Here is a 20,725-nt window from a genome sequence, read left to right as displayed (position 1 = left end):
CTGTAGCAGCAGGAGCCGAAAGCCTCAATGCCGACGCCAACCGGATGGAGTGTCGCCTGGCGTTTCATCCACCTCGAATTCGCCCTCGATCACATCTTCGCGCGGCCGCCGGTCCGCGGACCATTGCGCCTGCCCCGAAACGACCGATGACACGGTGATGCGCTTCCTCAGCTCCCGGAACACCACGTTGCGAACACCCGGAACCAGCAGCGCAAAGCCCACCGCGTCGGTGAAGAACCCAGGCGTCAGAAGCAGCGCGCCGGAAAACAGGATCATCGCGCCATGGGCAAGCGGTTCCGTCGGATCGTTGAGGGCGCCGAAACTGCGGCGCAGGTTTTCAAGCGCCTGACGGCCCTGCGACCTTACGAGCCATGTGCCCAATATCGCCGTCAGCACGACAATGCCAAGCGTCGGCCACAGGCCGATCAGCCCGCCGACCTGAATGAACAGGGCAATTTCGATCAGCGGAACCATTAGAAATGCCACGAAGAGCCACATGTTCTTTCCTATTCATCGCCATCCGGGCGGGATTGCGCCTCGGCGCCGATGGACTTGACCGCCCCCCTCACCTACATATGTCCCACAAAGCCGCCAAAAAACCCCTGCTTGTCCAACCGAGGATACCTTATGAACTCGCCCTTTATCTCGTTGCTCGTCCTTGCGGGGATAGCGATCTTTCTGATCCTGCGCTTGCGGAACGTTCTGGGCACCCGCGACGGGTTTGAAAAACCGCCCGTCGCGCGAGTGGAAAGCAAGTCCGGCCCCCGCCGCGATTTCGAGGTCATCGAAGGTGGACCCGACCGCGATATCACCGATCATGTGGACGATGGCAGCGATGCCGCCAAGGCGCTGGCCGCGATGAAGCTTGCCGAGCCCGGGTTTTCGGTAAGCGAGTTTCTGGGCGGTGCGCGCGGTGCCTACGAGATGATCCTGATGGCATTCGAAAGCGGCGACGTCGATGCCCTGCGCCCGTTCCTTGCCGATGACGTGATGGACACCTTCGAAGACGTCATCCGGCAGCGGGAAGAGCAGGGCCTGTCGATCGACGCAAGCTTCGTCGGGATCCGCGAGCTGACGCTGCATGACGCCAGTTTCGACCGCGACACGAGCACGGCCGAGATCGCCGTGCGCTTCGTCGGCGAACTGACGTCGGTTGTTCGCAACAGCGACGGCGAGATCGTCGAAGGCGATCCGACCGAAATCAAACGCCAGCGCGATGTCTGGACGTTCTCGCGTGCCATGGGCAGTTCCGATCCGAACTGGATCCTGGTGGCCACCGGCGGATGAGTCATGCGCGCCGGCCTGACAGCCCTCCTGCTGGCAGCGAGTCTGACTATGGCGATGCCCGGCACTGCTGAACCCACGGCCCGGATCCTGAGCTTTGGCGATTTGCAGGGCTGGGCCGATGACGATCACGGCCAGGCGCTCGACGTTTTTCTGAATACCTGTCCCGACCTTGCCGACAGCGAGTGGCAATCGCTTTGCGCACTCGCCCAGTCGCAAACCAATGCTCGCGCCTTCTTCGAGCTTTTCTTCCGGCCGGTCCTGATCGGCGGCGAGTCGACCGCGCTTTTCACGGGCTATTTCGAGCCGGAGCTTGACGGCTCCCGCCAGCGAACCGCCCGCTTCCGGTATCCGCTTTATCGCCTGCCGCCGGAAGTGGACGGGCTGTGGTTTACCCGTGCCGAGATCGAGGAGCGCGGCCTGCTGGAAGGCCGCGGGCTTGAGATTGCGTGGGTTGATGACCCGGTTGATGTTTTTTTCCTTCAAATCCAGGGGTCTGGCCGTATCCGTCTGGCGGAGGGCGGGTATCTCCGCGTGGGCTATGGCGGCCGGAACGGCCATGAGTATCGCTCGGTCGGTCAGGAAATGGTGCGGCGCGGGATCTATCAGCCGCATCAGGTCTCCGCGCAGGTGATCCGTTCCTGGGTGGACCGGAACCCGATCGAGGGGGCGGACCTGCTGCGCCACAACCCATCCTACGTCTTCTTTCGGGAGGTGCAGATCCGCAATCCGGAGGACGGCCCGCTGGGTGCCATGAACCGCTCCATCACGGCCCACCGAACGATTGCCGTCGATCCGGATTTCACGCCCCTTGGTGCGCCGGTTTGGATTGAAAAGGGCGGGGAGGATCCGATCCGCCGATTGATGATCGCTCAGGATACCGGCAGTGCCATTCGCGGCGCGCAGCGGGCGGATGTCTTCTACGGGTCGGGTGATGCGGCCGGACGGCAGGCAGGGCGCATCCGCGATCCGGGGCGGATGGTCGTTCTGTTGCCGATCGAGCTTGCCCACCGTCTGGTGCCGGACGTCTGAGATGGCGGGCCGCAAGACGAAAGGCCTGAGCGCCGAAGATCGCGCGCTGTGGTCGCGCGTGGCGAAGACGGCGAAGCCGCTTCATTCTGCAAGACACAAGGTGGACCCGTCGCCCGATCCCTTCGCCGAAATGCCGAAGAAAACACCCCCCCGCGCCGAGGTCGGGGATTTCCGGATCGGCGAACGCGCCAATGGCCACAGTTCCTTCCCACAACTCAGCCACAGCCTGACCGAACGCCTGTCCCACGCGCCTGTCCGCATGGACCATGGCACGCACCGTCAGATGGTCCGGGGCAAGCTCAAACCCGATGCGCGGATCGATCTGCACGGGATGACGCTGGCCGATGCCCATCCGCGCCTGATCCACTTCATCCAGAATGCATATGCGGAGGGCAAACGGCTGGTTCTGGTGATCACCGGCAAGGGAAAGGACCGTGACGATCCGGGGCCGATCCCGATCCGGCGCGGGGTCCTGCGCCATCAGGTTCCGGGCTGGTTGTCCGCACCGCCGCTTGGCGCCATGGTTCTGGATATCCGCCCCGCCCATCTGCGTCACGGAGGCGACGGGGCCTATTACGTCTATCTTCGCCGCAAGCGCTAGAGATTGGGTGTCAGAATCACCTGAGTGGCGTTCTGCAGGGTCAGGATCGTACCGGGCAAAAGCCCGATAGGGCTGTTTTCCTGCCCCTCGAACGCGGAATTGATCGAATCCACCCGGCTCAGCAGACGGATCATCGCGGGCGAAGTGACCACGGTGTTGTGGTTGAGCGCATCCCGGTCGCCGCCGCGAAACTCCGACACGTCGATCAGCGTCACGTTGAATTCCGCAACGTCGTCTATGGTGCCGATATTGCCCAGCCGCGCCGGTTGCCCGCTGATCCGCGCGGACAGGCGCAGCGCCCGGTCCCGTTGCGATGTGAAGATGAAAAACGGCTCGGGCAGTGGCAGGATCCGCATGGCCTGAGACCGGAACACCTGCACGTCGATATCGGGCGACATCAGCACCACGCCGCTGATCCGGTCGAGAACGCGATCCGCGCCACCGATCCGAAGCTGCCGCAGCGCCTCCATAACAAGTTCCGATCCGACCGAATGGGCAACGATGACGATGTCATGCGACCCGGCCGCCGCGATTTCGCGCAGAAACCGCTCCAGCCCGTCGCGGGCGAAAAGCGCACTGTCGCGGTCATAGGCGTATCCGAAGGGCGAACTGAGACTGGGCCAGGCATAATGCAGCGCCACACCCGGTATCTCGAAATCATTGCGAATCTGGGCTGTGCGGAAAAGACCGTCGGCAAAGGTGTTGTTGAAGCCGTGAACGAAGACCATGACCTCCCGCGCGTTCTCGGGCTGGGCGGCGACGGCTGCGCGCAAGCCGCGGCGGAAGGCGGCGGCATCGGCAAAACTGCCCGCCTGGCTGACGACGAAATCAGCCTCCAGATCCACCTCGCCTCTGGGCCAGTTGACCTCTCCAACCTCCCTGTTCGGCGGAATCGCCACATCGAACCGGGTGAAGCCGAGCCCTTCCAGCCGATCGCTGGTGAACCTGCTGCCATCGTAAACCCGATTGCTGGCGACAAAGACGCTCTCGATTGCGCCGCCCGAAGCCGCATCGGGCACGATGACAATGGATGCACGGGGGGCGCAGCCGGCCAGAAGGGCCAAGATCAGGACAAAGGCAATTCTTTGCATGGGTGGCATCTCGCCGAAATCAAATGCTGTGAAACCCTTTTACAGCACGTAGCGGCTCAGATCAGCGGATTTCATCAGCGCACCCAAATTTGCCTCCACGAACCCGGCATCCACCACGATGGCATCGCCCGAACGGTCCGGCGCGGTGAAGCTAAGCTCTTCGAAGACCCGCTCCATCACGGTATAAAGCCGCCGGGCGCCGATGTTTTCCACATCCTGATTGACCTCGGCGGCAATCCGCGCAAGCGCCGCAATCCCGTCTTCGGTAAAGCTGACGGTGACCTCTTCGGTCGCCATCAGGGCGGTGTATTGCAAGGTGAGCGCATTGTCGGTTTCGGTCAGTATGCGCACGAAATCCTCTTCGGTCAGCGCCCGCAGTTCCACCCGGATCGGCAGACGGCCCTGAAGCTCCGGCAAGAGATCCGAAGGCTTGGCGATGTGAAACGCGCCCGAGGCGATGAAAAGGACATGATCGGTTTTCACGGGGCCGTACTTGGTTGAAACCGTCGTCCCCTCGATCAGCGGCAACAGATCGCGCTGCACCCCCTCGCGGGAGACATCCGCGCCGCGCGCATCCGATCGGGCGCAAACCTTATCGATCTCGTCGATGAACACGATCCCGTTCTGCTCCACGGCGGTCAGCGCTTCGCGGGTTACGGCTTCCTGATCCAGAAGCTTGTCGGCCTCTTCCTCGATCAGGAGATCGTAACTGGCCGCGACGCTCAGCCGTTTGCGCACGGTCCGTCCGCCAAAGGCTTTCCCGAACAGATCGCCAAGGTTCATCCCGCCCGGCAACCCGCCCATCCCGCCCGGCTGGCCGGGAATTTCGAACATCGGCATCGGGTTGGAACTGTCGGCGACCTCCAGCTCGATCATCGTGTTGTCCAGCTCTCCGGCGCGTAGCTTCTTGCGGAACATCTCCCGGGTCTGTTCGCGCGCATCCGTCCCGGCCAGCGCCTCTATCACCCGCCCTTCCGCGGCATCATGGGCCTTGGCCTTCACCTCGTCGCGCATCGATTCGCGGATCATCACCTGGGCCGCGTCGACCAGATCGCGGATGATCTGCTCCACATCCCGGCCGACATAGCCAACCTCGGTGAACTTGGTCGCCTCCACCTTGATGAACGGCGCACGCGCCAGCTTGGCCAGCCTGCGGCTGATTTCGGTTTTGCCGACGCCCGTAGGCCCGATCATCAGGATATTCTTGGGATAGACCTCGTCGCGCAGGTCATCGCCAAGCTGTTTGCGGCGCCAGCGATTGCGCAGGGCCACGGCCACGGCGCGCTTGGCATCCTTCTGGCCGATGATGAAACGGTCGAGTTCCGAGACGATTTCGCGGGGGGTCAGGTCGGTCAAGCTTCAGGCTCCTCGGAAGTCATGATTGTCCAGGGTGGCAGGCGGTACTTGCCGGGAAACTCGGGCAGGGCGTCCATCAGGACCCGGCGCAGAACCTCCCATTTCGCGCCAAGCACGATCAGTCCAAGGCCAAGCAGCAGGATGGCGAGGAAGGCGCCCCCCTCCATCACCGTGATCGACAAGACCACGATGTAGCCGACGCTGGAGACCAGAAAGGACCGCCGGTCGATCACCACCGCAAAAATCGCCATGCAGGCCACGAATGCGACCAGCAGAAGCTGCGCGAACACGCTTCCCACATCGAAGAGCGACAGGGCGATCGTGTTCACGATTGCGGGCGCCGCAATGATATGCAGCCAGAACCCGCTGGCCGAGCGTCGCGTGACCCGATGCGGATCGCTCATATCGAAGCGCAGGGCGACCGCAAGCCCGATCAGTCCCAGAACCATGGTCAGGATCGCAAAGGGGCCTTCGGCGGTCAGCAGGAAGATATCGGCGGGCTCCGTCGGCAAGGTGCCGCTGAAGCTGACAAGGCCGAAGGTCGTCGTGAAGACGCCGAGGGCGATCAGGGCCATGGTGAATGGAACCCGGAAAAACACGTAATAGGCGACAAGCGATACGGTCCAGACACCGGCCGCCAATGTGATCGACATGGCGAACTCCGCATCCAGCATCCAGCCCAGCGACCGCCCCAGTTGCCCGGCACCCAGCGCAAAGAAAACGGCCAGCGTGATGGAGGGTGCGACCATCCGGCGGGTCAACGTGAAGTATCTGGCCAGCATGACGACGGCGGCCATGGTCATCACCGCGTAGACCATCGCCAGAACATAGCCGTTGTTGGCATCGAAAAGACTGAGGCCGGTCAGACCGGCCCAGCCGGCATAAAGGATCACCAGACCGACAACGATGAAGATCTCGTTGAACCCGCGGAAAAGCTCGAAAGGCTCATCAAGTCCGGACATATGCTTGCGGGTTCCGCGCCGGGCTTCGCCCAGCGCGATCAACGAGACGGCCTGCGCCTCGGATATCATGCCCGCGCCCACCGCTGCGCGAATGTCGTCGCGGCTGATACCGGTCACTTGCCGATCCTCTCCACGGTCAGGTTGCCGTTCGTGTAAACGCAGATATCGGCGGCAATCGCCATGGCCTTGCGGGCAATCTCCTCCGCGCTCAGATCCGTTTCCGACAGGCCCCGCGCCGCTGCGAGCGCATAGTTTCCGCCAGATCCGATTGCGGCGATCCCGTACTCGGGCTCCAGCACATCGCCCGCCCCGGTGATGACGTAAAGCTCTGCGCCATCGGTGACGATCAGCATCGCTTCCAGCTTTTGCAGGTATTTGTCCGTGCGCCAGTCCTTGGCCAGTTCCACGCTGGCGCGTTGCAGCTGCCCAGGCGTCGCCTCCAGCTTGCTTTCCAGCCGCTCCAGCAGAGTGAAGGCATCCGCCGTCGATCCGGCGAACCCGCACACCACGTCATATCCTCCGGGGCTCAGCCGCCGCACCTTCCGCGCCGATCCCTTGATCACGGTCTGGCCGAGGCTCACCTGCCCGTCGCCGGCCACAACCACCTCATTGCCCTTGCGCACGCCGATAATCGTGGTGCCGTGCCAGCCAGGAAAATCCGATTTGCTCATGCCGTCTCCTATTCTTGGCCCTATATGGACAAGGCAGGGTCGGGGAACAAGTTCTAGCCGGGCCAGCGGGCGCGCCGGGGCACACGGACGGCCAGCATCGGCATCAGCCAGTTGGAGGAAAACCGGTTCAGATCCAGCGCCTCGTGAACGCCCACGGTTTCCTCGCCATTGATCCGGGTGCGCACCGCGGAACGGTTGTAAAACGGGGCGTCCAGCATCGGTTTCACCTGTTTCGGCGCGTATCCCTCATCCGCCCGCGTTTCGCGCTCCACCAGCCAGAAGGGGCGCGGCAGCCTCGCCTTTGGCGGCATGTCGATTGCGCGCGGGGTGCCGTCTTCGGCAAAGCCGATCGCGGTGGCCAGATCCGTCCCGTCCCGCCGCACGGCATCGTAGAAACACGCCGCTCCGTCTTTCAGGGGGAACCGGCCCCAGGTCCAGTAGCTGAAATCCGCCTCCAAGGCGCGGGTTCCGAAATTCGCGTCGAAATATCCATGTCCGGACCATGTCCAGCCCGGGCGGTTCAGCGCCACGTCGATCTCCGCCTTCGGGGCGAATGGCCGCCAGACATGCGCGCCATCCTCGGTCAGCGGCAATTCCACCGTCGTCAGGGCCGATGGCCGCACCGTCACGGTGCCGCTGATCCGCTGGGCGTGGGGGGTGCTGATCTCGTTGATCTCGACGATCAGCTTTTCGCCGTCCCATTGCATCGCAGACGGTCCGATCTGCAACCGGTCATCGGAAAGCGTCAGCGCCTCCTGCCCGCGATCGGTCATCGTCCAGCGCCCGCCACGTCCATAGGTGACGACATTCAGGCAGCAGTGATCGGCCGGGTTCTTCCGGCCGGACCAGCGGTACCAGGGTGAGAAAACCGAGCCTATGAAGCCGATGATGGAGATCGCCTTTTCCCCATCGTCGCTGATCCCGTCGACATACCACCAGGCATAGCCGTCCGGCGGGACGTGGAGGTTGAAGCACGGTCGCTCAAGATCGCCGCGGCCGCGTGCCGCCCGGAGAGGCAGGCCATCGGAACGCCAGCTCCGGGATGTACCCCGCCCCCCGCCAGATAGAGACCCGGGACCCGGCTGCGCACCTTCGGCCGATGAAACGCCGCCATCATCCCGTGCGGGCTCCGCCCGTAGAGGGATCCGTCCGAGCCGGGGAAAAGCCGGCCGAATTCCGCCGGCGTCGTCAGCGCGGTGGTCTCCGGCCGCGGAGAGAAGGTCAATCCCAGCCTCTGAAACGTCTCGAACGTGCGGGTTTGGCATATCTGGGCCTCCTTGGCATCCGGGATCCTGCCTGCCGGGCCGTTCATGATGATCTCGAAGCGCTCCGGGCTTTTCGGCGGGATCCCGTCGCCGCGGTCCTGTGCGCACAGATACAGCGTGGGATCGTGCGGCATCCGCCCGGCTGCCAGATCGTCGAACTCCGATTTCGGGTCCGTCCCGAAGAACACATTGTGATGACTGAGATCGCACCCTTTGGCCTGCGCGGCGAAGGCCCAGACATAGGCCGAAAGACTGCGCGGCAGCACGGCCTTTTTCTCCACCGCGTGGGTAACGCCCGGTCCAAGCCGCCCCTCGTACAGCGCCTTGGGGTCCCCGTTGAAGACGACAAGGTTGCAAACCAGCCTTTCGCCCGATTGCAGATGGACCGCGCTGACGCGCCCGTCCTGCTGTTCGATCCGGGTGGCGCGCTCTGCGAAGCTGAACTCCGCACCGAATTTCGCGCCCAGATCGTGCAGTGCCTGCGCCAGCCGGTGCATGCCCCCTTCGACGCGCCAGACGCCATTGGCTTCGGATCGCCAGATCAGGCCGAGGATCGCCGGGCTCCGATAGGGCGATCCGCCCACATATGTTGCATATCGCCCGAAAAGCTGCCGCAGGCGCGGGTCGCTGAACTGTGCGGCAAGGGAGCCTGCCAGCGTCTTGAGCGGCGCCATGTCCCTGATCAGCCCCGGGTGGCGGAAGACATGCGCGCTCAGCTCCAGAAGGCCCGGCGCATGGGATTGCATCATCGGCGCATCGAACCCGTCATAAAGCCGCCCCGCGCGGGCCGAAAACGCACGGAACTCCGCCTCCGCTCTTTCGCCCGCGAACAGGCGAACCGCTTCGGCGCTGCGCTCGGCATCGTCGAACAGATCAAGGCTGCTTCCATCGGCCCACCAATGCCGCGCAAGAACCGTCTCCCGGTGAAGGGTCACATGATCCTCAAGGCGCTCGCCAACCTCGGCAAACAGCTCCTCGAAGACGGGCCGCATGGTCAGAACGGTCGGCCCCGCATCCACCGGCCCCGCAGCGGAGGGGAGCGTGCGCATCTTCCCTCCGGGCGCGTCATGCATGTCGATCACGCGCACCCGCAGGCCCGCATGCGACAGCCGCAATGCCGCCGACAATCCGGCGATGCCGGCACCTATCACAACAGCAGTGTCCGTGGGGGTGGCCACGTGCGAAGCCTCCGGTCGATCTGTCACTTATTGTTGACACACGGCGCGGGAGTGTCCAGTGTAATTTACACATGTCATGTCGCACTCTGCTGACATGCACGGGTTTTCCGGAGCTCTCATGCCGTTGAAATCACGAATCGAAACGACCATTGCCAATGCCATCGCCCAAGGGCAGGGCGGACAGGCGCCGCCGAAACTGGCGGCAGCACTCGATTATGCGGTGAACCCGGGCGGCGCGCGCATTCGCCCGACAATCGCCATGTCCGTGTCTTTCGCCTGCGGCGATGACCGGCCCGAGGTGTCGAACGCGGCCGCGGCGGCGATCGAGCTGATCCATTGCGCCAGCCTTGTCCATGACGACATGCCCTGTTTCGACGATGCCGACATCCGGCGCGGCAAGCCATCGGTTCACAAGGCATTTGGCGAGCCGCTGGCATTGCTGACGGGCGATTCGCTCATCATCATGGCGTTCGAGGTTCTGGCGCGCGCGGCGGAGCATGACGCGGCCCGCGCCATATCGCTGATCCGTATTCTTGGCGAAAGCACCGGCATGCCGGGCGGTATCTGCGCAGGGCAGGGCTGGGAAAGCGAAGACAAGATCGATCTTGGCGCGTATCACCGCGCGAAAACCGGCGCGCTCTTTACAGCCGCCACGCGCATGGGCGCCGCCGCCGCTGGCGAAGACCCCGAGGCATGGACGGAGCTGGGCGCGCGCATCGGCGAGGCGTTTCAGGTTGCCGATGATCTGCGCGACGCGCTTTACGACGAGGCCACGCTTGGCAAGCCCGCCCATCAGGATGAAATCCACGACCGCCCCAATGCGGTCGCGGCGCTTGGTGTGCGCGGCGCGATCAGCCGGCTGGAAGATATTCTGGGCGGCGCGATTTCCTCGATCCCGTCCTGTCCGGGCGAGGCGATGCTTTGCGAAATGGTCCGCAAGCAGGCCGAGCGCCTGACGCCTGTTGTCCCGGCGCGGCAGGCCGTCTGAGCCATGGCGACCGTGGACAATCACGGATCCGACACACCATCGCTGACCGATCGGATCGCCGCGTGGCGGGATCGTCTTGTCGGCTCGCGTGATTTTCAGAGCTGGGCCGCGCGGTTTCCCCTGACCAGACGCGCCGCCAGACGCGACGGGGAGCGTTTGTTCGATCTCGTTGCCGGCTTTACCTACAGCCAGGTCTTGCACGCGGTGGTTTCTCTCGGCCTGATCGACCATCTGGCCAACGGGCCGCGCAGCCCGGCCGAACTTGCGCTCAGATGCGGGGTTCCTCCTGACCGGATGGCCGTGCTTTGTCAGGCCGCCGCCGCTCTCGACCTGCTGAAACGCTGTCGCGATGGCCGCTTTCGCCTCGCGCGGCTGGGCGCTGCGCTGAACGGTGTGCCCGGTCTGCCGGAGATGATCCTGCATCACTCCGTTCTCTACCGTGATCTGGCCGAGCCGGGCGCGTTTTTCAGGGGTGAGACGGAAACCGAACTGGCCGGCTTCTGGCCCTATGTCTTCGGTTCCGAAGGCGATGTGGACCCGGATGTTGCGGCCACCTATTCGAACCTGATGGCGGACAGTCAGGTGCTCGTGGCCGAGGAAACCCTGAAAGCCGTCGACCTGTCGGACACCGCCGCCCTGCTCGATATCGGCGGCGGGACAGGCGCTTTCCTTGCGGCCGTGGGCGCCGCTTACCCTGAACTGGCGCTTCATCTTTTCGATCTTCCGGCCGTGGCGCCCACCGCGCAGGATCGATTCGATGCCGCCGGGCTATCCGGCCGGGCGACCATTCATTCGGGGAGCTTTCAACGCGATCCGCTTCCGATTGGTGCCGACGCGATCAGTCTGATCCGCGTGCTCTATGACCATCAGGACGCTACGGTTCGCGCCCTTCTGGCCAGCGCCCATGCGACCCTGCCGCCGGGCGGCCGCATCGTGATTTCCGAGCCGATGTCCGGCGGCGACCGCCCCGAAAGGGCCGGAGACGCCTATTTTGCACTGTATTGCCTGGCCATGCGAACTGGCACCGTCCGCTCCGCAGGGCGAATCGCGGAGCTGCTGTCCGAGGCGGGCTTCGTCGCCGTCGCTATCCCCAAGGTTGATCGCCCCTTCGTCACCCGCGTGGTCACGGCGGAGAAAGCCTGAATATCCTGACAATCCGGCTGTCCATTTTCGTTGACATGTAAAAGTGTCAGGTTAAACTGACACATGAGATCTGACCTGTCGCGCCCCGATGACAGGTCTCCGCACCGCCAGATTCGCGAGAAAGGACAAGCCAGTGCAAACCACCGCCGTCATTCTCGAAGGTCCGCGCAAGCTGGATCTCGGCGCGTTGGAGCTGGATGAGCCGACCGCCGATGATCTGGTGATCGCGGTTTCCCATTCCGGCATATCGACGGGCACCGAAAAGCTCTTCTGGTCCGGCGACATGCCGCCCTTCCCCGGCATGGGCTACCCGCTCGTTCCCGGGTACGAGGCCGCGGGAGAGGTTGTCGAAGCGGGAGCGAATACCGGTTTCTCGGTCGGGGAGCGGGTTTTTGTGCCCGGCGCGAATTGCTATGGCGAGGTCAAGGGCCTCTTCGGCGGCGCGTCCCATCATCTTGTGACCCCCGCCGCCCGCGTCGTGCGCATCGACGCCGCGATGGGGGCCGAGGGCGCCCTTCTGGCGCTGGCCGCGACTGCTCGGCACGCGATGGCCGGCCTCGACAAGACACTGCCCGACCTTATCGTCGGCCACGGCGTGTTCGGGCGTCTTCTGGCGCGGCTGACAATCGCCGCCGGGGGCAAACCGCCCACCGTCTGGGAGATCAGCGAGGACCGCGCAACCGGCGCCGAGGGCTACACCGTCCTTCATCCCGACAGCGACGACCGCAAGGATTACGGCTGCATCTATGATGCCACCGGCGACGGCAGCCTGCTCAACCCGCTGATCGGCCGCATCGCCAAGGGCGGCGAAATTGTGCTGGCGGGGTTCTATCCCGAACCGCTCAGCTTTGCCTTCCCGCCCGCCTTCATGAAAGAGGCCCGGTTCCGCATCGCCGCCGAATGGACGCGCGCCGATCTGGTCGCCACCCGCGATCTCATCGATCACGGCGCGCTGAACCTGCACGGGCTGATCACTCATAACCTGCCCGCCCATCAGGCCAGAACTGCCTACCAGACGGCATTCGAAGATCCGGCCTGCCTGAAGATGATCCTGAACTGGGAGAACGCCGCATGACCCTCGATATCCCGAATCTCAAGGATTACGACAACAAGCTTCGGGAAGAAGCCGCCGAGCCGACGCTGGAAGTGCCGCAGGGCGAGCCGACCAAGAAGACACAGATCATCGCGATCTACGGCAAGGGCGGCATTGGCAAATCCTTCACGCTGGCCAATCTCAGCCACATGATGGCCGAACAGGGCAAGCGGGTGCTGCTGATCGGCTGCGACCCGAAATCGGATACCACCAGCCTGCTCTTCGGCGGCAAGGCCTGCCCCACGATCATCGAGACGTCGACCCGCAAGAAACTGGCGGGCGAAGAGGTGAAAATCGGCGATGTCTGCTTCAAGCGCGGCGGTGTCTTTGCGATGGAGCTGGGCGGCCCCGAGGTTGGCCGCGGGTGCGGCGGGCGTGGCATCATCCACGGCTTCGAGCTGCTGGAAAAGCTGGGCTTCCACGATTGGGATTTCGATTACGTTCTGCTCGACTTCCTGGGCGACGTGGTCTGCGGCGGCTTCGGGCTGCCCATCGCGCGGGACATGGCGCAGAAGGTGATCCTTGTCGGGTCGAACGACCTGCAATCGCTTTATGTGGCCAACAACGTCTGCTCCGCAGTGGAGTATTTCCGCAAGCTCGGCGGCAATGTCGGCGTGGCGGGGTTGGTCATCAACAAGGATGACGGCTCCGGCGAGGCGCAGGCCTTTGCCAAGGCGGTGGACATCCCGGTGCTGGCCTCGATCCCGCAGGATGACGACCTGCGCAAGAAATCCGCGAATTACCAGATCGTCGGCACCGGCGAGAGCCAGTGGGGCGGCCTGTTCGCCGCGCTTGGCGAAAACGTCGCCGTGGCACCGCCGATGCGGCCGACCGCGCTCAGCCAGGATGAGCTTCTGGAGCTGTTCGACGGCTCCGACACCGGCGCGGGCGTGGTGCTGGAGCCCGCCACCGATACCGATATGCGCGGCAAGAACGCAAAGCCCAAAGCCTCTTTGGAGGTGGTGTATGACGATGTGTAAGGAATGCAGCACCCATCACGGCGTGGAGTGTACGGATCTGACGCTTGAACGCGCCCGGCCGGATCAGCTCCGCCGTCTGCTGCGCGACATCTTCCGCAATCTCAGTGGTCCCTCCGGACGGACGAAGGGGGAAGGATGAGCGAAGAGATCACATATGACGCCGCCGCCGATGTTGAGGTGACCATGGGAGAGGGCCGCGAGGAAAGCCCGGCACCCGCACCCGCACCTGATCTGGCGGGCGACGGGATGGGATGCCATGCCGGGGCCGCCGAGATGGAGAAAGCCGCGCGAATGGCCGGCAAATCCGAGATCCTCGACCAGTATGCCAAGGACTATCCGCAAGGCCCCCATGACAAGCCGCAATCCATGTGCCCTGCCTTCGGTTCGCTCCGCGTGGGCTTGCGGATGCGGCGGACGGCGACGGTTCTGTCGGGCTCGGCCTGCTGCGTCTACGGGCTGACCTTCGTCTCTCATTTCTACGGCGCCCGCCGCTCGGTGGGCTACGTCCCGTTCAATTCAGAGACCCTGGTAACAGGGAAGCTCTTCGAAGACATCCGCGAAGCCGTGCACGATATGGCCGACCCCGAACGCTATGACGCCATTGTGGTCACCAATCTTTGCGTTCCGACGGCTTCGGGTGTGCCGCTTCGGCTTTTGCCAAGCGAAATCAACGGTGTCCGCATTGTGGGCATTGATGTTCCTGGCTTCGGGATCCCGACGCATGCAGAGGCCAAGGACGTTCTGGCCGGCGCCATGCTCAACTATGCCCGACAGGAGGTGGAGGCCGGTCCCGTTCAAGCCCCTGTCTCGGGTAAATCAGACCGTCCGACAGTGACCCTGTTGGGCGAAATGTTCCCAGCTGATCCTATTGGAATAGGTGGGATGCTCGCGCCACTCGGTCTGGCGGCAGGTCCGGTCGTTCCCTGCCGTGAGTGGCGTGAGCTCTATTCCGCTCTGGATTGCGGCGCCGTTGCCGCGATCCACCCGTTCTACACCGCCGCGATCCGCGAGTTCGAGGCCGCGGGCCGGCCCATCGTGGGCTCCGCCCCCGTGGGGCATGACGGCACTGCCGCCTGGCTGGCCAATATCGGGGACGCTTTCGGGATCGCCGCCGATAAGGTCGCGGCATCGCAAAACGCATTCCTGCCCGCGATAAGGGAAGCGCTGGCGCGCACGCCGGTCAAGGGTACGATCACGTTGTCGGGCTATGAGGGCTCGGAGCTTCTGGTGGCGCGTCTGCTGATCGAAAGCGGGGCCGACATTCCCTATGTCGGGACCGCCTGCCCCAAGACGGCCTGGTCCAGGGACGATGTCGACTGGCTGGAGGCGCATGGCGCGAAGGTCAAGTTCCGCGCCTCGCTGGAAGACGATTGCGCCGCGATGGAGGCGATCAAGCCCGATCTCGCGGTCGGCACCACGCCCGTCGTGCAGAAGGGCAAGGAGCTCGGCATCCCGTCGCTCTACTTCACCAACCTCATCTCCGCGCGGCCCCTGATGGGCCCGATGGGGGCCGGCAGCCTGCAACAGGTCGTCAATGCCGCGATGGGCAACAAGGACCGTATGGACCATATGCGCGACTTCTTCGAAGGCGTGGGTCATGGCGACACCGCCGGCGTGTGGGAGGGTGATCCGAACCTGCGCCCCGATTTCCGTGCCGCGCATCAGAAGAAACTCGACAAACAGGCGCGCGCCGCCAAAGCGCAGGAGATGATCTGATGCTTGTTCAGGATCATGATCGCGCGGGCGGATACTGGGGGGCGATCTATGCCTTCTGCGCCGTCAAGGGCCTGCAGGTCGTGATCGACGGCCCGGTCGGGTGCGAAAACCTGCCGGTGACGTCGGTTCTGCATTACACCGATGCGTTGCCGCCCCACGAATTGCCGATCGTGACCACCGGTCTGGGCGAGGAAGAACTGGGCCGCGACGGCACGGAAGGCGCGATGAAACGCGCCTGGGGCACGCTTGATCCCGCCTTGCCGGCCGTTGTGGTCACCGGCTCGATTGCCGAGATGATCGGCGGCGGCGTGACGCCCCAGGGCACGAATATCCAGCGCTTCCTGCCGCGCACCATCGACGAGGATCAGTGGGAATGCGCCGATCGCGCGATGACCTGGATCTTCACCGAATTCGGCATGACCAAGGGCCGGATGCCGCCCGAAAAGAAACGTGAAGAGGGCGCCGCGCCCCGCGTGAACATCCTCGGGCCGATGTATGGCACGTTCAACATGCCCTCCGATCTGGCGGAGATCCGTCGCCTCGTCGAAGGGATCGGGGCCGAAGTCAACATGGTCATGCCGCTGGGCAGCCATCTGGCGGAGATGCGCAATCTGGTGAATGCGGATGTGAATATCTGCATGTACCGGGAGTTTGGCCGTGGCCTGAGCGAATGCCTTGGCAAGCCCTATCTTCAGGCCCCGATCGGCGTGGAGAGCACCACGAAATTCCTGCGCAAGCTGGGTGAGATGCTGGATCTCGATCCGGAGCCCTTCATCGAGCGCGAGAAGCATTCCACCATCAAGCCCGTCTGGGATCTCTGGCGTTCGGTCACGCAGGATTTCTTCGCCACGGCGAGCTTCGGCATCGTCGCGAACGAAACCTACGCCCGCGGCATCCGCAATTTCCTTGAGACCGACCTGGGTCTGCCCTGTGCCTTTGCGGTGGCACGGGTGGCCGGCAAAAAGACCAATAACGAAGAGGTTCGCGCGATGGTCGCGCAGCATCGGCCGCTCATCCTGATGGGCTCGATCAACGAGAAAATGTATCTCGCCGAACTGTCCGGCGGCCACGGGCCCAAACCTGCCTTCATTCCCGCCAGCTTCCCGGGCGCCGCGATCCGCCGCGCCACCGGCACGCCCTTCATGGGCTATGCGGGCGCAACCTACCTGCTTCAGGAGGTCTGCAACGGCCTTTTCGATGCGCTGTTCCACATCCTGCCGCTGGGCAGCGAGATGGACAGCGCCGAAGCCACCCCCACAACCCTGCGCCGGGACTTCCCCTGGGATGCCGATGCGCAGGCCCTGCTCGACAAGATCGTCGAAAACCACCCGGTTCTGACCCGCATTTCCGCGGCCAAGACCCTACGCGACGCCGCCGAGAAATCGGCGCTGGAGCAGGGCGCCGAACGGGTGGTGCGTGAAACCATTGCCGCACTGGCTCCGGCCGGCGTGGATCCCGATCATCAACCTAAGGGAGGGGCGTGATGACTGATTACACCTCGGATGCACCCGTCACGCGGCACAAGCCGCCAAAGACGGAGTTCATGATCTATTTCGTGATCATTTTCCTGGCCGCATTGCCACTGGCGATGCTGACCTGGGCGCTGGCGGCGATCCGCAGCGGCTCGATGACGGACAGGGGCCCGGTGGCCCGTGCCTGGAGCCAGGCGCGGATCATCACGCCGATGATCTTCTCGGCCTGAGGGTCGAGCCGAATTGGCCCGATAGGGTCGAAGAGACTTCACAAACCGGGGCAACCCGGTGGGTGAATGCCGGCAGGGCAATGAGGCCTTGTCGGGGCCCGGCCGCAGGGTTTGCGGCATCAGTCAAACTTCCGGAGGAAATATGGCTGATAATTCCGACCTGTCTTTCACGGGTCTAACCGACGAGCAGGCGCAGGAGCTGCACTCGGTGTATATGAGCGGGCTCTGGCTCTTTGCCGGTATCGCCCTCGCAGCTCATATCGCCACGTATATCTGGCGCCCGTGGTTCGGCTGAGGAGCTGAGATATGGCTAAGTTCTATAAAATCTGGCTCATCTTCGACCCGCGCCGCGTGTTCGTGGCGCAGGGCGTGTTCCTCTTCCTGCTGGCTGCGATGATCCACCTGGTGGTTCTGTCCAGCGGTCTCAACTGGTTTGAGACTGCCGCGGCGGCAGCTGGCGGCATGTGATCCTTTGGCGTGTCGCCAGACGCGCCGGGTCATGTGAACAAGAACGCTGCGGGCGGGTGCATCCTGCCCGCGGCCATCGAAACCCCAATGTGTGACGGCTGACGACGCTTGCTGCGACCCATGCCGCCGAACGCGGAGACAGACAGATGGCTTTGTTGAGCTTTGAACGAAAATATCGTGTCCGTGGAGGGACGCTGATCGGCGGCGATCTGTTCGATTTCTGGGTCGGGCCGTTCTACGTGGGCTTCTTCGGCGTCACGACCGCATTTTTCGCCCTGTTGGGAACGATCCTGATTTTCTGGGGCGCGGCGATGCAGGGCAACTTCAACCCCTGGACCATCAATATCGCACCCCCAGACCTGAGCTATGGCTTGGGAATGGCGCCGCTGATGGAGGGTGGCCTCTGGCAGATCATCACTTTCTGTGCGGTCGGCGCGTTCTGCAGCTGGGCGCTGCGCGAGGTGGAAATCTGCCGCAAGCTGGGCATCGGCTATCACGTGCCTTTCGCCTTCAGCGTCGCCATCTTTGCCTATGTCACGCTGGTGGTGTTCCGCCCGCTTCTGATGGGGGCCTGGGGCCATGGCTTTCCTTACGGAATTTTCAGCCATCTCGACTGGGTTTCCAATGTCGGCTACTCCTACCTGCACTTCCATTACAATCCGGCCCATATGATCGCGGTCAGCTTCTTCTTCGCGACGACGCTCGCGCTGGCGCTGCATGGCGGGCTGATCCTGTCTGCGGCGAACCCCGCGAAAGGCGAAAACGCGAAGACGCCGGACGACGAAGACACGTTCTTCCGCGATTTCATCGGCTATTCGATCGGAACGCTCGGCATCCACCGCGTGGGCCTGCTTCTGGCGCTGAACGCCGGGTTCTGGTCGGCGATCTGCATCATCATCTCCGGCCCGGTCTGGACAAGCGGCTGGCCGGAATGGTGGAACTGGTGGCTTGAGCTGCCGATCTGGCCCGATCCCGGGCTGGTCCATGACAGCACCGGTGCGGCCACTTATGGCACCAACGCACCCGCTTTGATCGGAGGCGAATGATCATGGCGTATTTCGAATATCAGAACATCTTCACCCAGGTGCAGGTTCAGGGCCCGCCCGAAATGGGGATGGACAACGAAAACCGCATGGCCCGGGAACGGACCAAGGGCGCGAGTTTTTCGACCCTGCTCGGCTGGTTCGGCAATGCCCAGCTCGGACCGATCTATCTCGGCTGGGCGGGGGTTGTCAGCCTCGCCACCGGCACGCTCTGGCTGAACATCGTCGGTTTGAACATGCTGGCGCAGGTCGACTGGTCGATCCCCGAATTCATCCGGCAGCTTTTCTGGCTGGCGCTGGAACCGCCCGGCCCCGAATACGGGCTGCGCATACCGCCGCTCAACGATGGCGGCTGGTACATCATCTCCAGCTTCTTCCTTCTGGTTTCGGTTATGACATGGTGGCTGAGGGTCTATCTGCTGGCCGTGGAACACAAGATGGGCAAGCACATTGCCTGGGCGTTTCTGTCCGCCATCTGGCTGTTCCTCGTTCTGGGCCTGTTCCGCCCGATCTTCATGGGAAGCTGGTCCGAGGCCGTGCCCTATGGCATCTTCCCGCATCTGGACTGGACGACGGCCTTCTCGATCCGCTACGGCAACCTCTACTACAATCCGTTCCACGCCCTTTCGATCGTCTTCCTCTACGGCTCCGTCCTGCTCTTCGCGATGCATGGCGCGACCATCCTCGCGGTCTCCCGCTTCGGCGGCGACCGGGAGCTGGAGCAGATCTACGACCGTGGCACCGCCTCCGAACGGGCCGCGCTCTTCTGGCGCTGGACCATGGGGTTCAACGCTACGATGGAAGGCATTCACCGATGGGCCTGGTGGTTCGCGGTGCTGACCCCCATCACCGGCGGCATCGGCATTCTGCTGACGGGAACGGTGGTGGACAACTGGTTCCTCTGGGCGGTGGAACACAATTTCGCGCCCGAATATCTCGAACCCTATGGCTATGAGGCCTATGGAACCTACGAAGGCTTCCTTGGCCGGGAGACAGGTCAATGAGCATCCGGCCCAAATGGTTTGACCAATGGAACAAGGACAACCCCACCAGCGTAAGGGGGTTGGCCATTCTGATCGCGGTGATGGGGTCGGCGGTGATCCTGGCGGTCGTGATCATCGGGCTTGGCAACCCGGCCCAGACCAGCAGCATGCAGACCGGCCCCCGCGGGACGGCGATGTATGTCCCCGAGTTCGACGCGAGCCTGCGCCGGGGCGACCCGACGGTGGCCGATTTCTACACCGACGAGCCGTTCGTTCCGGAACGCGGCGAAGAACTTGCCGGCGATATCTATCGGAACGTGCAGGTTCTGGGCGGGCTGACCGACGCCAATTTCAACCGCCTGATGAATGCGATGACCCAGTGGGTCGCGCCCGAACAAGGGTGCGCCTATTGCCATGGCGACGTTGCGCTGGAGGAATACGGCGAAGACAATCTCTACACCAAGGTCGTGGCGCGCCGCATGATCGAAATGACCCAGAGCATCAATGAAAACTGGGACGTTCACGTCAATGCCAATGCCCAGGTGGGCGTCACCTGCTACACCTGCCACCGCGGACAGAATGTGCCCAACAACATCTGGTTCCGCATCTCGCCGGTGAACAGCGCCATGGCCGGATGGTCGGCGAACCAGAACCGGGTGACGATGACCTCCAACTTCACGTCGCTGCCGTCGGACTATCTGGAGACCTATCTGCTCGATTTCGAGCGGATCGCGGTTCACGATCTCGCGCCGCGCGTGGAAAACCTGCCCGGCGATCCGCTGATCCAGCAGACGGAGCGGACCTATGCCTTCATGAACTACATCTCCAACTCTCTGGGGGTAAACTGCACGTTCTGCCACAATTCCCGTGCCTTCTACGATGGCGCGCAGGTTACGCCGCAATGGGCGACCGCCTCGCTCGGTATCCAGATGGTGCAGGAGTTGAATGCCGATTACCTGGTACCGCTGGCCGATGTCTATCCGCCTGAACGGCTTGGCCCAGTCTATGGCGATCCGCCGCTTGCGGCCTGCCGGACATGCCACCAGGGCTATCAGCGCCCGATGGAGGGGCTGAATGTGATCCACAACTGGCCCGAGCTTGCCACGACGAGCGGAGATTACGATTACAGCGCCTTCGAGCAATAGACGCTGACGGGGCTTGGCGACTGC

Annotated in this window: 22 protein-coding genes; 15 read left to right on the top strand and 7 right to left on the bottom strand. The window is 63.6% G+C overall.

Annotated elements, in window-relative coordinates; all coding sequences use genetic code 11:
• Nucleotides 1-24: 24 nt before the first annotated feature.
• The gene (locus ACQ651_RS16300) at nt 25-498 is read right to left on the bottom strand and encodes an FxsA family protein (protein ID WP_227285595.1); all 474 of its coding nucleotides are present in this window, start codon (nt 496-498) and stop codon (nt 25-27) included.
• 129 nt (nt 499-627) lie between these two features.
• Here ACQ651_RS16300 and ACQ651_RS16295 point away from each other — a divergent pair, with 129 nt between their 5' ends.
• Genes ACQ651_RS16295 through ACQ651_RS16285 form a run of 3 tightly spaced genes read left to right on the top strand, consistent with a single transcriptional unit; the run spans nt 628 to nt 2,917 of the window.
• Nucleotides 628-1,287 carry a Tim44/TimA family putative adaptor protein gene (locus tag ACQ651_RS16295; protein ID WP_430449851.1) on the top strand — a complete coding sequence of 220 codons (660 nt, stop codon included), beginning with the start codon at nt 628-630 and terminating at the stop codon, nt 1,285-1,287.
• Nucleotides 1,288-1,290: 3 nt separating this feature from the next.
• Nucleotides 1,291-2,316, top strand: a complete 1,026-nt coding sequence (mltA, locus tag ACQ651_RS16290) for a murein transglycosylase A (RefSeq protein WP_430449850.1) — start codon at nt 1,291-1,293, stop codon at nt 2,314-2,316.
• A 1-nt stretch (nt 2,317) separates the two neighbouring features.
• Nucleotides 2,318-2,917: a Smr/MutS family protein gene (locus ACQ651_RS16285; protein ID WP_430449849.1), complete on the top strand. Its 600-nt coding sequence runs from the start codon at nt 2,318-2,320 to the stop codon at nt 2,915-2,917.
• Here the strand turns inward: ACQ651_RS16285 and ACQ651_RS16280 are convergent.
• From ACQ651_RS16280 to crtD, 6 genes are read right to left on the bottom strand one after another with little or no spacing between them, the layout of a single operon-like run.
• Complete coding sequence (locus tag ACQ651_RS16280) at nt 2,914-4,008, bottom strand: alpha/beta hydrolase (protein WP_430449848.1); 1,095 nt, start codon at nt 4,006-4,008, stop codon at nt 2,914-2,916. The genes ACQ651_RS16285 and ACQ651_RS16280 overlap by 4 nt on opposite strands.
• A gap of 39 nt (nt 4,009-4,047) precedes the next feature.
• Nucleotides 4,048-5,364, bottom strand: a complete 1,317-nt coding sequence (gene hslU, locus ACQ651_RS16275; RefSeq protein WP_430449847.1) for an ATP-dependent protease ATPase subunit HslU — start codon at nt 5,362-5,364, stop codon at nt 4,048-4,050.
• On the bottom strand, nt 5,361-6,443 hold the full coding sequence (locus ACQ651_RS16270; RefSeq protein WP_227285601.1) for a hypothetical protein: 1,083 nt from the start codon (nt 6,441-6,443) through the stop codon (nt 5,361-5,363). Before ACQ651_RS16270 ends, hslU begins: the two co-directional genes overlap by 4 nt.
• Nucleotides 6,440-6,997, bottom strand: a complete 558-nt coding sequence (hslV, locus tag ACQ651_RS16265) for an ATP-dependent protease subunit HslV (RefSeq protein ID WP_430449846.1) — start codon at nt 6,995-6,997, stop codon at nt 6,440-6,442. Before hslV ends, ACQ651_RS16270 begins: the two co-directional genes overlap by 4 nt.
• A gap of 53 nt (nt 6,998-7,050) precedes the next feature.
• A complete protein-coding gene (gene crtC, locus ACQ651_RS16260; RefSeq protein ID WP_430450341.1) occupies nt 7,051-7,917 on the bottom strand; it encodes a carotenoid 1,2-hydratase in 867 nt (288 codons plus the stop codon).
• A complete protein-coding gene (gene crtD / locus ACQ651_RS16255; protein ID WP_430449845.1) occupies nt 7,872-9,440 on the bottom strand; it encodes a 1-hydroxycarotenoid 3,4-desaturase CrtD in 1,569 nt (522 codons plus the stop codon). The genes crtC and crtD overlap by 46 nt, the downstream gene beginning before the upstream one ends.
• Nucleotides 9,441-9,558: 118 nt before the next feature.
• Here crtD and ACQ651_RS16250 point away from each other — a divergent pair, with 118 nt between their 5' ends.
• The 12 genes from ACQ651_RS16250 to pufC all read left to right on the top strand — a co-directional run bounded on the left by ACQ651_RS16250 (nt 9,559) and on the right by pufC (nt 20,701).
• Nucleotides 9,559-10,428, top strand: coding sequence for a polyprenyl synthetase family protein (locus tag ACQ651_RS16250; RefSeq protein ID WP_227285604.1), 870 nt, complete (start codon nt 9,559-9,561; stop codon nt 10,426-10,428).
• Between the two features lie 3 nt (nt 10,429-10,431).
• A complete protein-coding gene (locus ACQ651_RS16245) occupies nt 10,432-11,571 on the top strand; it encodes a methyltransferase (protein ID WP_430449844.1) in 1,140 nt (379 codons plus the stop codon).
• A gap of 133 nt (nt 11,572-11,704) precedes the next feature.
• A complete protein-coding gene (bchC, locus tag ACQ651_RS16240; protein WP_121897697.1) occupies nt 11,705-12,646 on the top strand; it encodes a chlorophyll synthesis pathway protein BchC in 942 nt (313 codons plus the stop codon).
• On the top strand, nt 12,643-13,644 hold the full coding sequence (locus ACQ651_RS16235; protein WP_227285607.1) for a chlorophyllide a reductase iron protein subunit X: 1,002 nt from the start codon (nt 12,643-12,645) through the stop codon (nt 13,642-13,644). The genes bchC and ACQ651_RS16235 overlap by 4 nt, the downstream gene beginning before the upstream one ends.
• Nucleotides 13,645-13,779: 135 nt before the next feature.
• Entirely contained in the window at nt 13,780-15,360 is a 1,581-nt protein-coding gene (gene bchY / locus ACQ651_RS16230) for a chlorophyllide a reductase subunit Y (protein ID WP_430449843.1), read from the top strand.
• Nucleotides 15,360-16,844: a chlorophyllide a reductase subunit Z gene (gene bchZ, locus ACQ651_RS16225; RefSeq protein WP_121897575.1), complete on the top strand. Its 1,485-nt coding sequence runs from the start codon at nt 15,360-15,362 to the stop codon at nt 16,842-16,844. Before bchY ends, bchZ begins: the two co-directional genes overlap by 1 nt.
• Nucleotides 16,844-17,062, top strand: coding sequence for a cytochrome PufQ (gene pufQ / locus ACQ651_RS16220; protein WP_227285609.1), 219 nt, complete (start codon nt 16,844-16,846; stop codon nt 17,060-17,062). Before bchZ ends, pufQ begins: the two co-directional genes overlap by 1 nt.
• A gap of 142 nt (nt 17,063-17,204) precedes the next feature.
• The gene (gene pufB, locus ACQ651_RS16215; protein ID WP_121897573.1) at nt 17,205-17,357 is read left to right on the top strand and encodes a light-harvesting antenna LH1, beta subunit; all 153 of its coding nucleotides are present in this window, start codon (nt 17,205-17,207) and stop codon (nt 17,355-17,357) included.
• A gap of 11 nt (nt 17,358-17,368) precedes the next feature.
• Nucleotides 17,369-17,530, top strand: a complete 162-nt coding sequence (pufA, locus tag ACQ651_RS16210) for a light-harvesting antenna LH1, alpha subunit (RefSeq protein WP_121897572.1) — start codon at nt 17,369-17,371, stop codon at nt 17,528-17,530.
• Between the two features lie 146 nt (nt 17,531-17,676).
• Nucleotides 17,677-18,576, top strand: a complete 900-nt coding sequence (gene pufL, locus ACQ651_RS16205; RefSeq protein ID WP_227285610.1) for a photosynthetic reaction center subunit L — start codon at nt 17,677-17,679, stop codon at nt 18,574-18,576.
• A 2-nt stretch (nt 18,577-18,578) separates the two neighbouring features.
• Nucleotides 18,579-19,577 carry a photosynthetic reaction center subunit M gene (gene pufM / locus ACQ651_RS16200; protein WP_227285611.1) on the top strand — a complete coding sequence of 333 codons (999 nt, stop codon included), beginning with the start codon at nt 18,579-18,581 and terminating at the stop codon, nt 19,575-19,577.
• Nucleotides 19,574-20,701 carry a photosynthetic reaction center cytochrome PufC gene (gene pufC, locus ACQ651_RS16195; RefSeq protein WP_375551158.1) on the top strand — a complete coding sequence of 376 codons (1,128 nt, stop codon included), beginning with the start codon at nt 19,574-19,576 and terminating at the stop codon, nt 20,699-20,701. The genes pufM and pufC overlap by 4 nt, the downstream gene beginning before the upstream one ends.
• The last annotated feature ends 24 nt before the right edge of the window (nt 20,702-20,725 follow it).

Origin of the sequence: Rhodophyticola sp., from assembly GCF_965284195.1 — a bacterium.
GTDB lineage: Bacteria > Pseudomonadota > Alphaproteobacteria > Rhodobacterales > Rhodobacteraceae > Rhodophyticola.
The sequence above is the reverse complement of the archived record's forward strand: the minus strand, read 5'-3'. Positions and strand labels throughout refer to the sequence as shown.

What these genes read in the sequence shown, in the direction of transcription:
- ACQ651_RS16300 (WP_227285595.1), bottom strand. Translation starts at nt 498, where the DNA reads ATGTGGCTCTTCGTGGCATTTCTAATGGTTCCGCTGATCGAAATTGCC.
- ACQ651_RS16295 (WP_430449851.1), top strand. Translation starts at nt 628, where the DNA reads ATGAACTCGCCCTTTATCTCGTTGCTCGTCCTTGCGGGGATAGCGATC.
- mltA (WP_430449850.1), top strand. Translation starts at nt 1,291, where the DNA reads ATGCGCGCCGGCCTGACAGCCCTCCTGCTGGCAGCGAGTCTGACTATG.
- ACQ651_RS16285 (WP_430449849.1), top strand. Translation starts at nt 2,318, where the DNA reads ATGGCGGGCCGCAAGACGAAAGGCCTGAGCGCCGAAGATCGCGCGCTG.
- ACQ651_RS16280 (WP_430449848.1), bottom strand. Translation starts at nt 4,008, where the DNA reads ATGCAAAGAATTGCCTTTGTCCTGATCTTGGCCCTTCTGGCCGGCTGC.
- hslV (WP_430449846.1), bottom strand. Translation starts at nt 6,997, where the DNA reads ATGAGCAAATCGGATTTTCCTGGCTGGCACGGCACCACGATTATCGGC.
- ACQ651_RS16250 (WP_227285604.1), top strand. Translation starts at nt 9,559, where the DNA reads ATGCCGTTGAAATCACGAATCGAAACGACCATTGCCAATGCCATCGCC.
- ACQ651_RS16245 (WP_430449844.1), top strand. Translation starts at nt 10,432, where the DNA reads ATGGCGACCGTGGACAATCACGGATCCGACACACCATCGCTGACCGAT.
- ACQ651_RS16235 (WP_227285607.1), top strand. Translation starts at nt 12,643, where the DNA reads ATGACCCTCGATATCCCGAATCTCAAGGATTACGACAACAAGCTTCGG.
- bchY (WP_430449843.1), top strand. Translation starts at nt 13,780, where the DNA reads ATGAGCGAAGAGATCACATATGACGCCGCCGCCGATGTTGAGGTGACC.
- bchZ (WP_121897575.1), top strand. Translation starts at nt 15,360, where the DNA reads ATGCTTGTTCAGGATCATGATCGCGCGGGCGGATACTGGGGGGCGATC.
- pufQ (WP_227285609.1), top strand. Translation starts at nt 16,844, where the DNA reads ATGACTGATTACACCTCGGATGCACCCGTCACGCGGCACAAGCCGCCA.
- pufB (WP_121897573.1), top strand. Translation starts at nt 17,205, where the DNA reads ATGGCTGATAATTCCGACCTGTCTTTCACGGGTCTAACCGACGAGCAG.
- pufA (WP_121897572.1), top strand. Translation starts at nt 17,369, where the DNA reads ATGGCTAAGTTCTATAAAATCTGGCTCATCTTCGACCCGCGCCGCGTG.
- pufL (WP_227285610.1), top strand. Translation starts at nt 17,677, where the DNA reads ATGGCTTTGTTGAGCTTTGAACGAAAATATCGTGTCCGTGGAGGGACG.
- pufM (WP_227285611.1), top strand. Translation starts at nt 18,579, where the DNA reads ATGGCGTATTTCGAATATCAGAACATCTTCACCCAGGTGCAGGTTCAG.
- pufC (WP_375551158.1), top strand. Translation starts at nt 19,574, where the DNA reads ATGAGCATCCGGCCCAAATGGTTTGACCAATGGAACAAGGACAACCCC.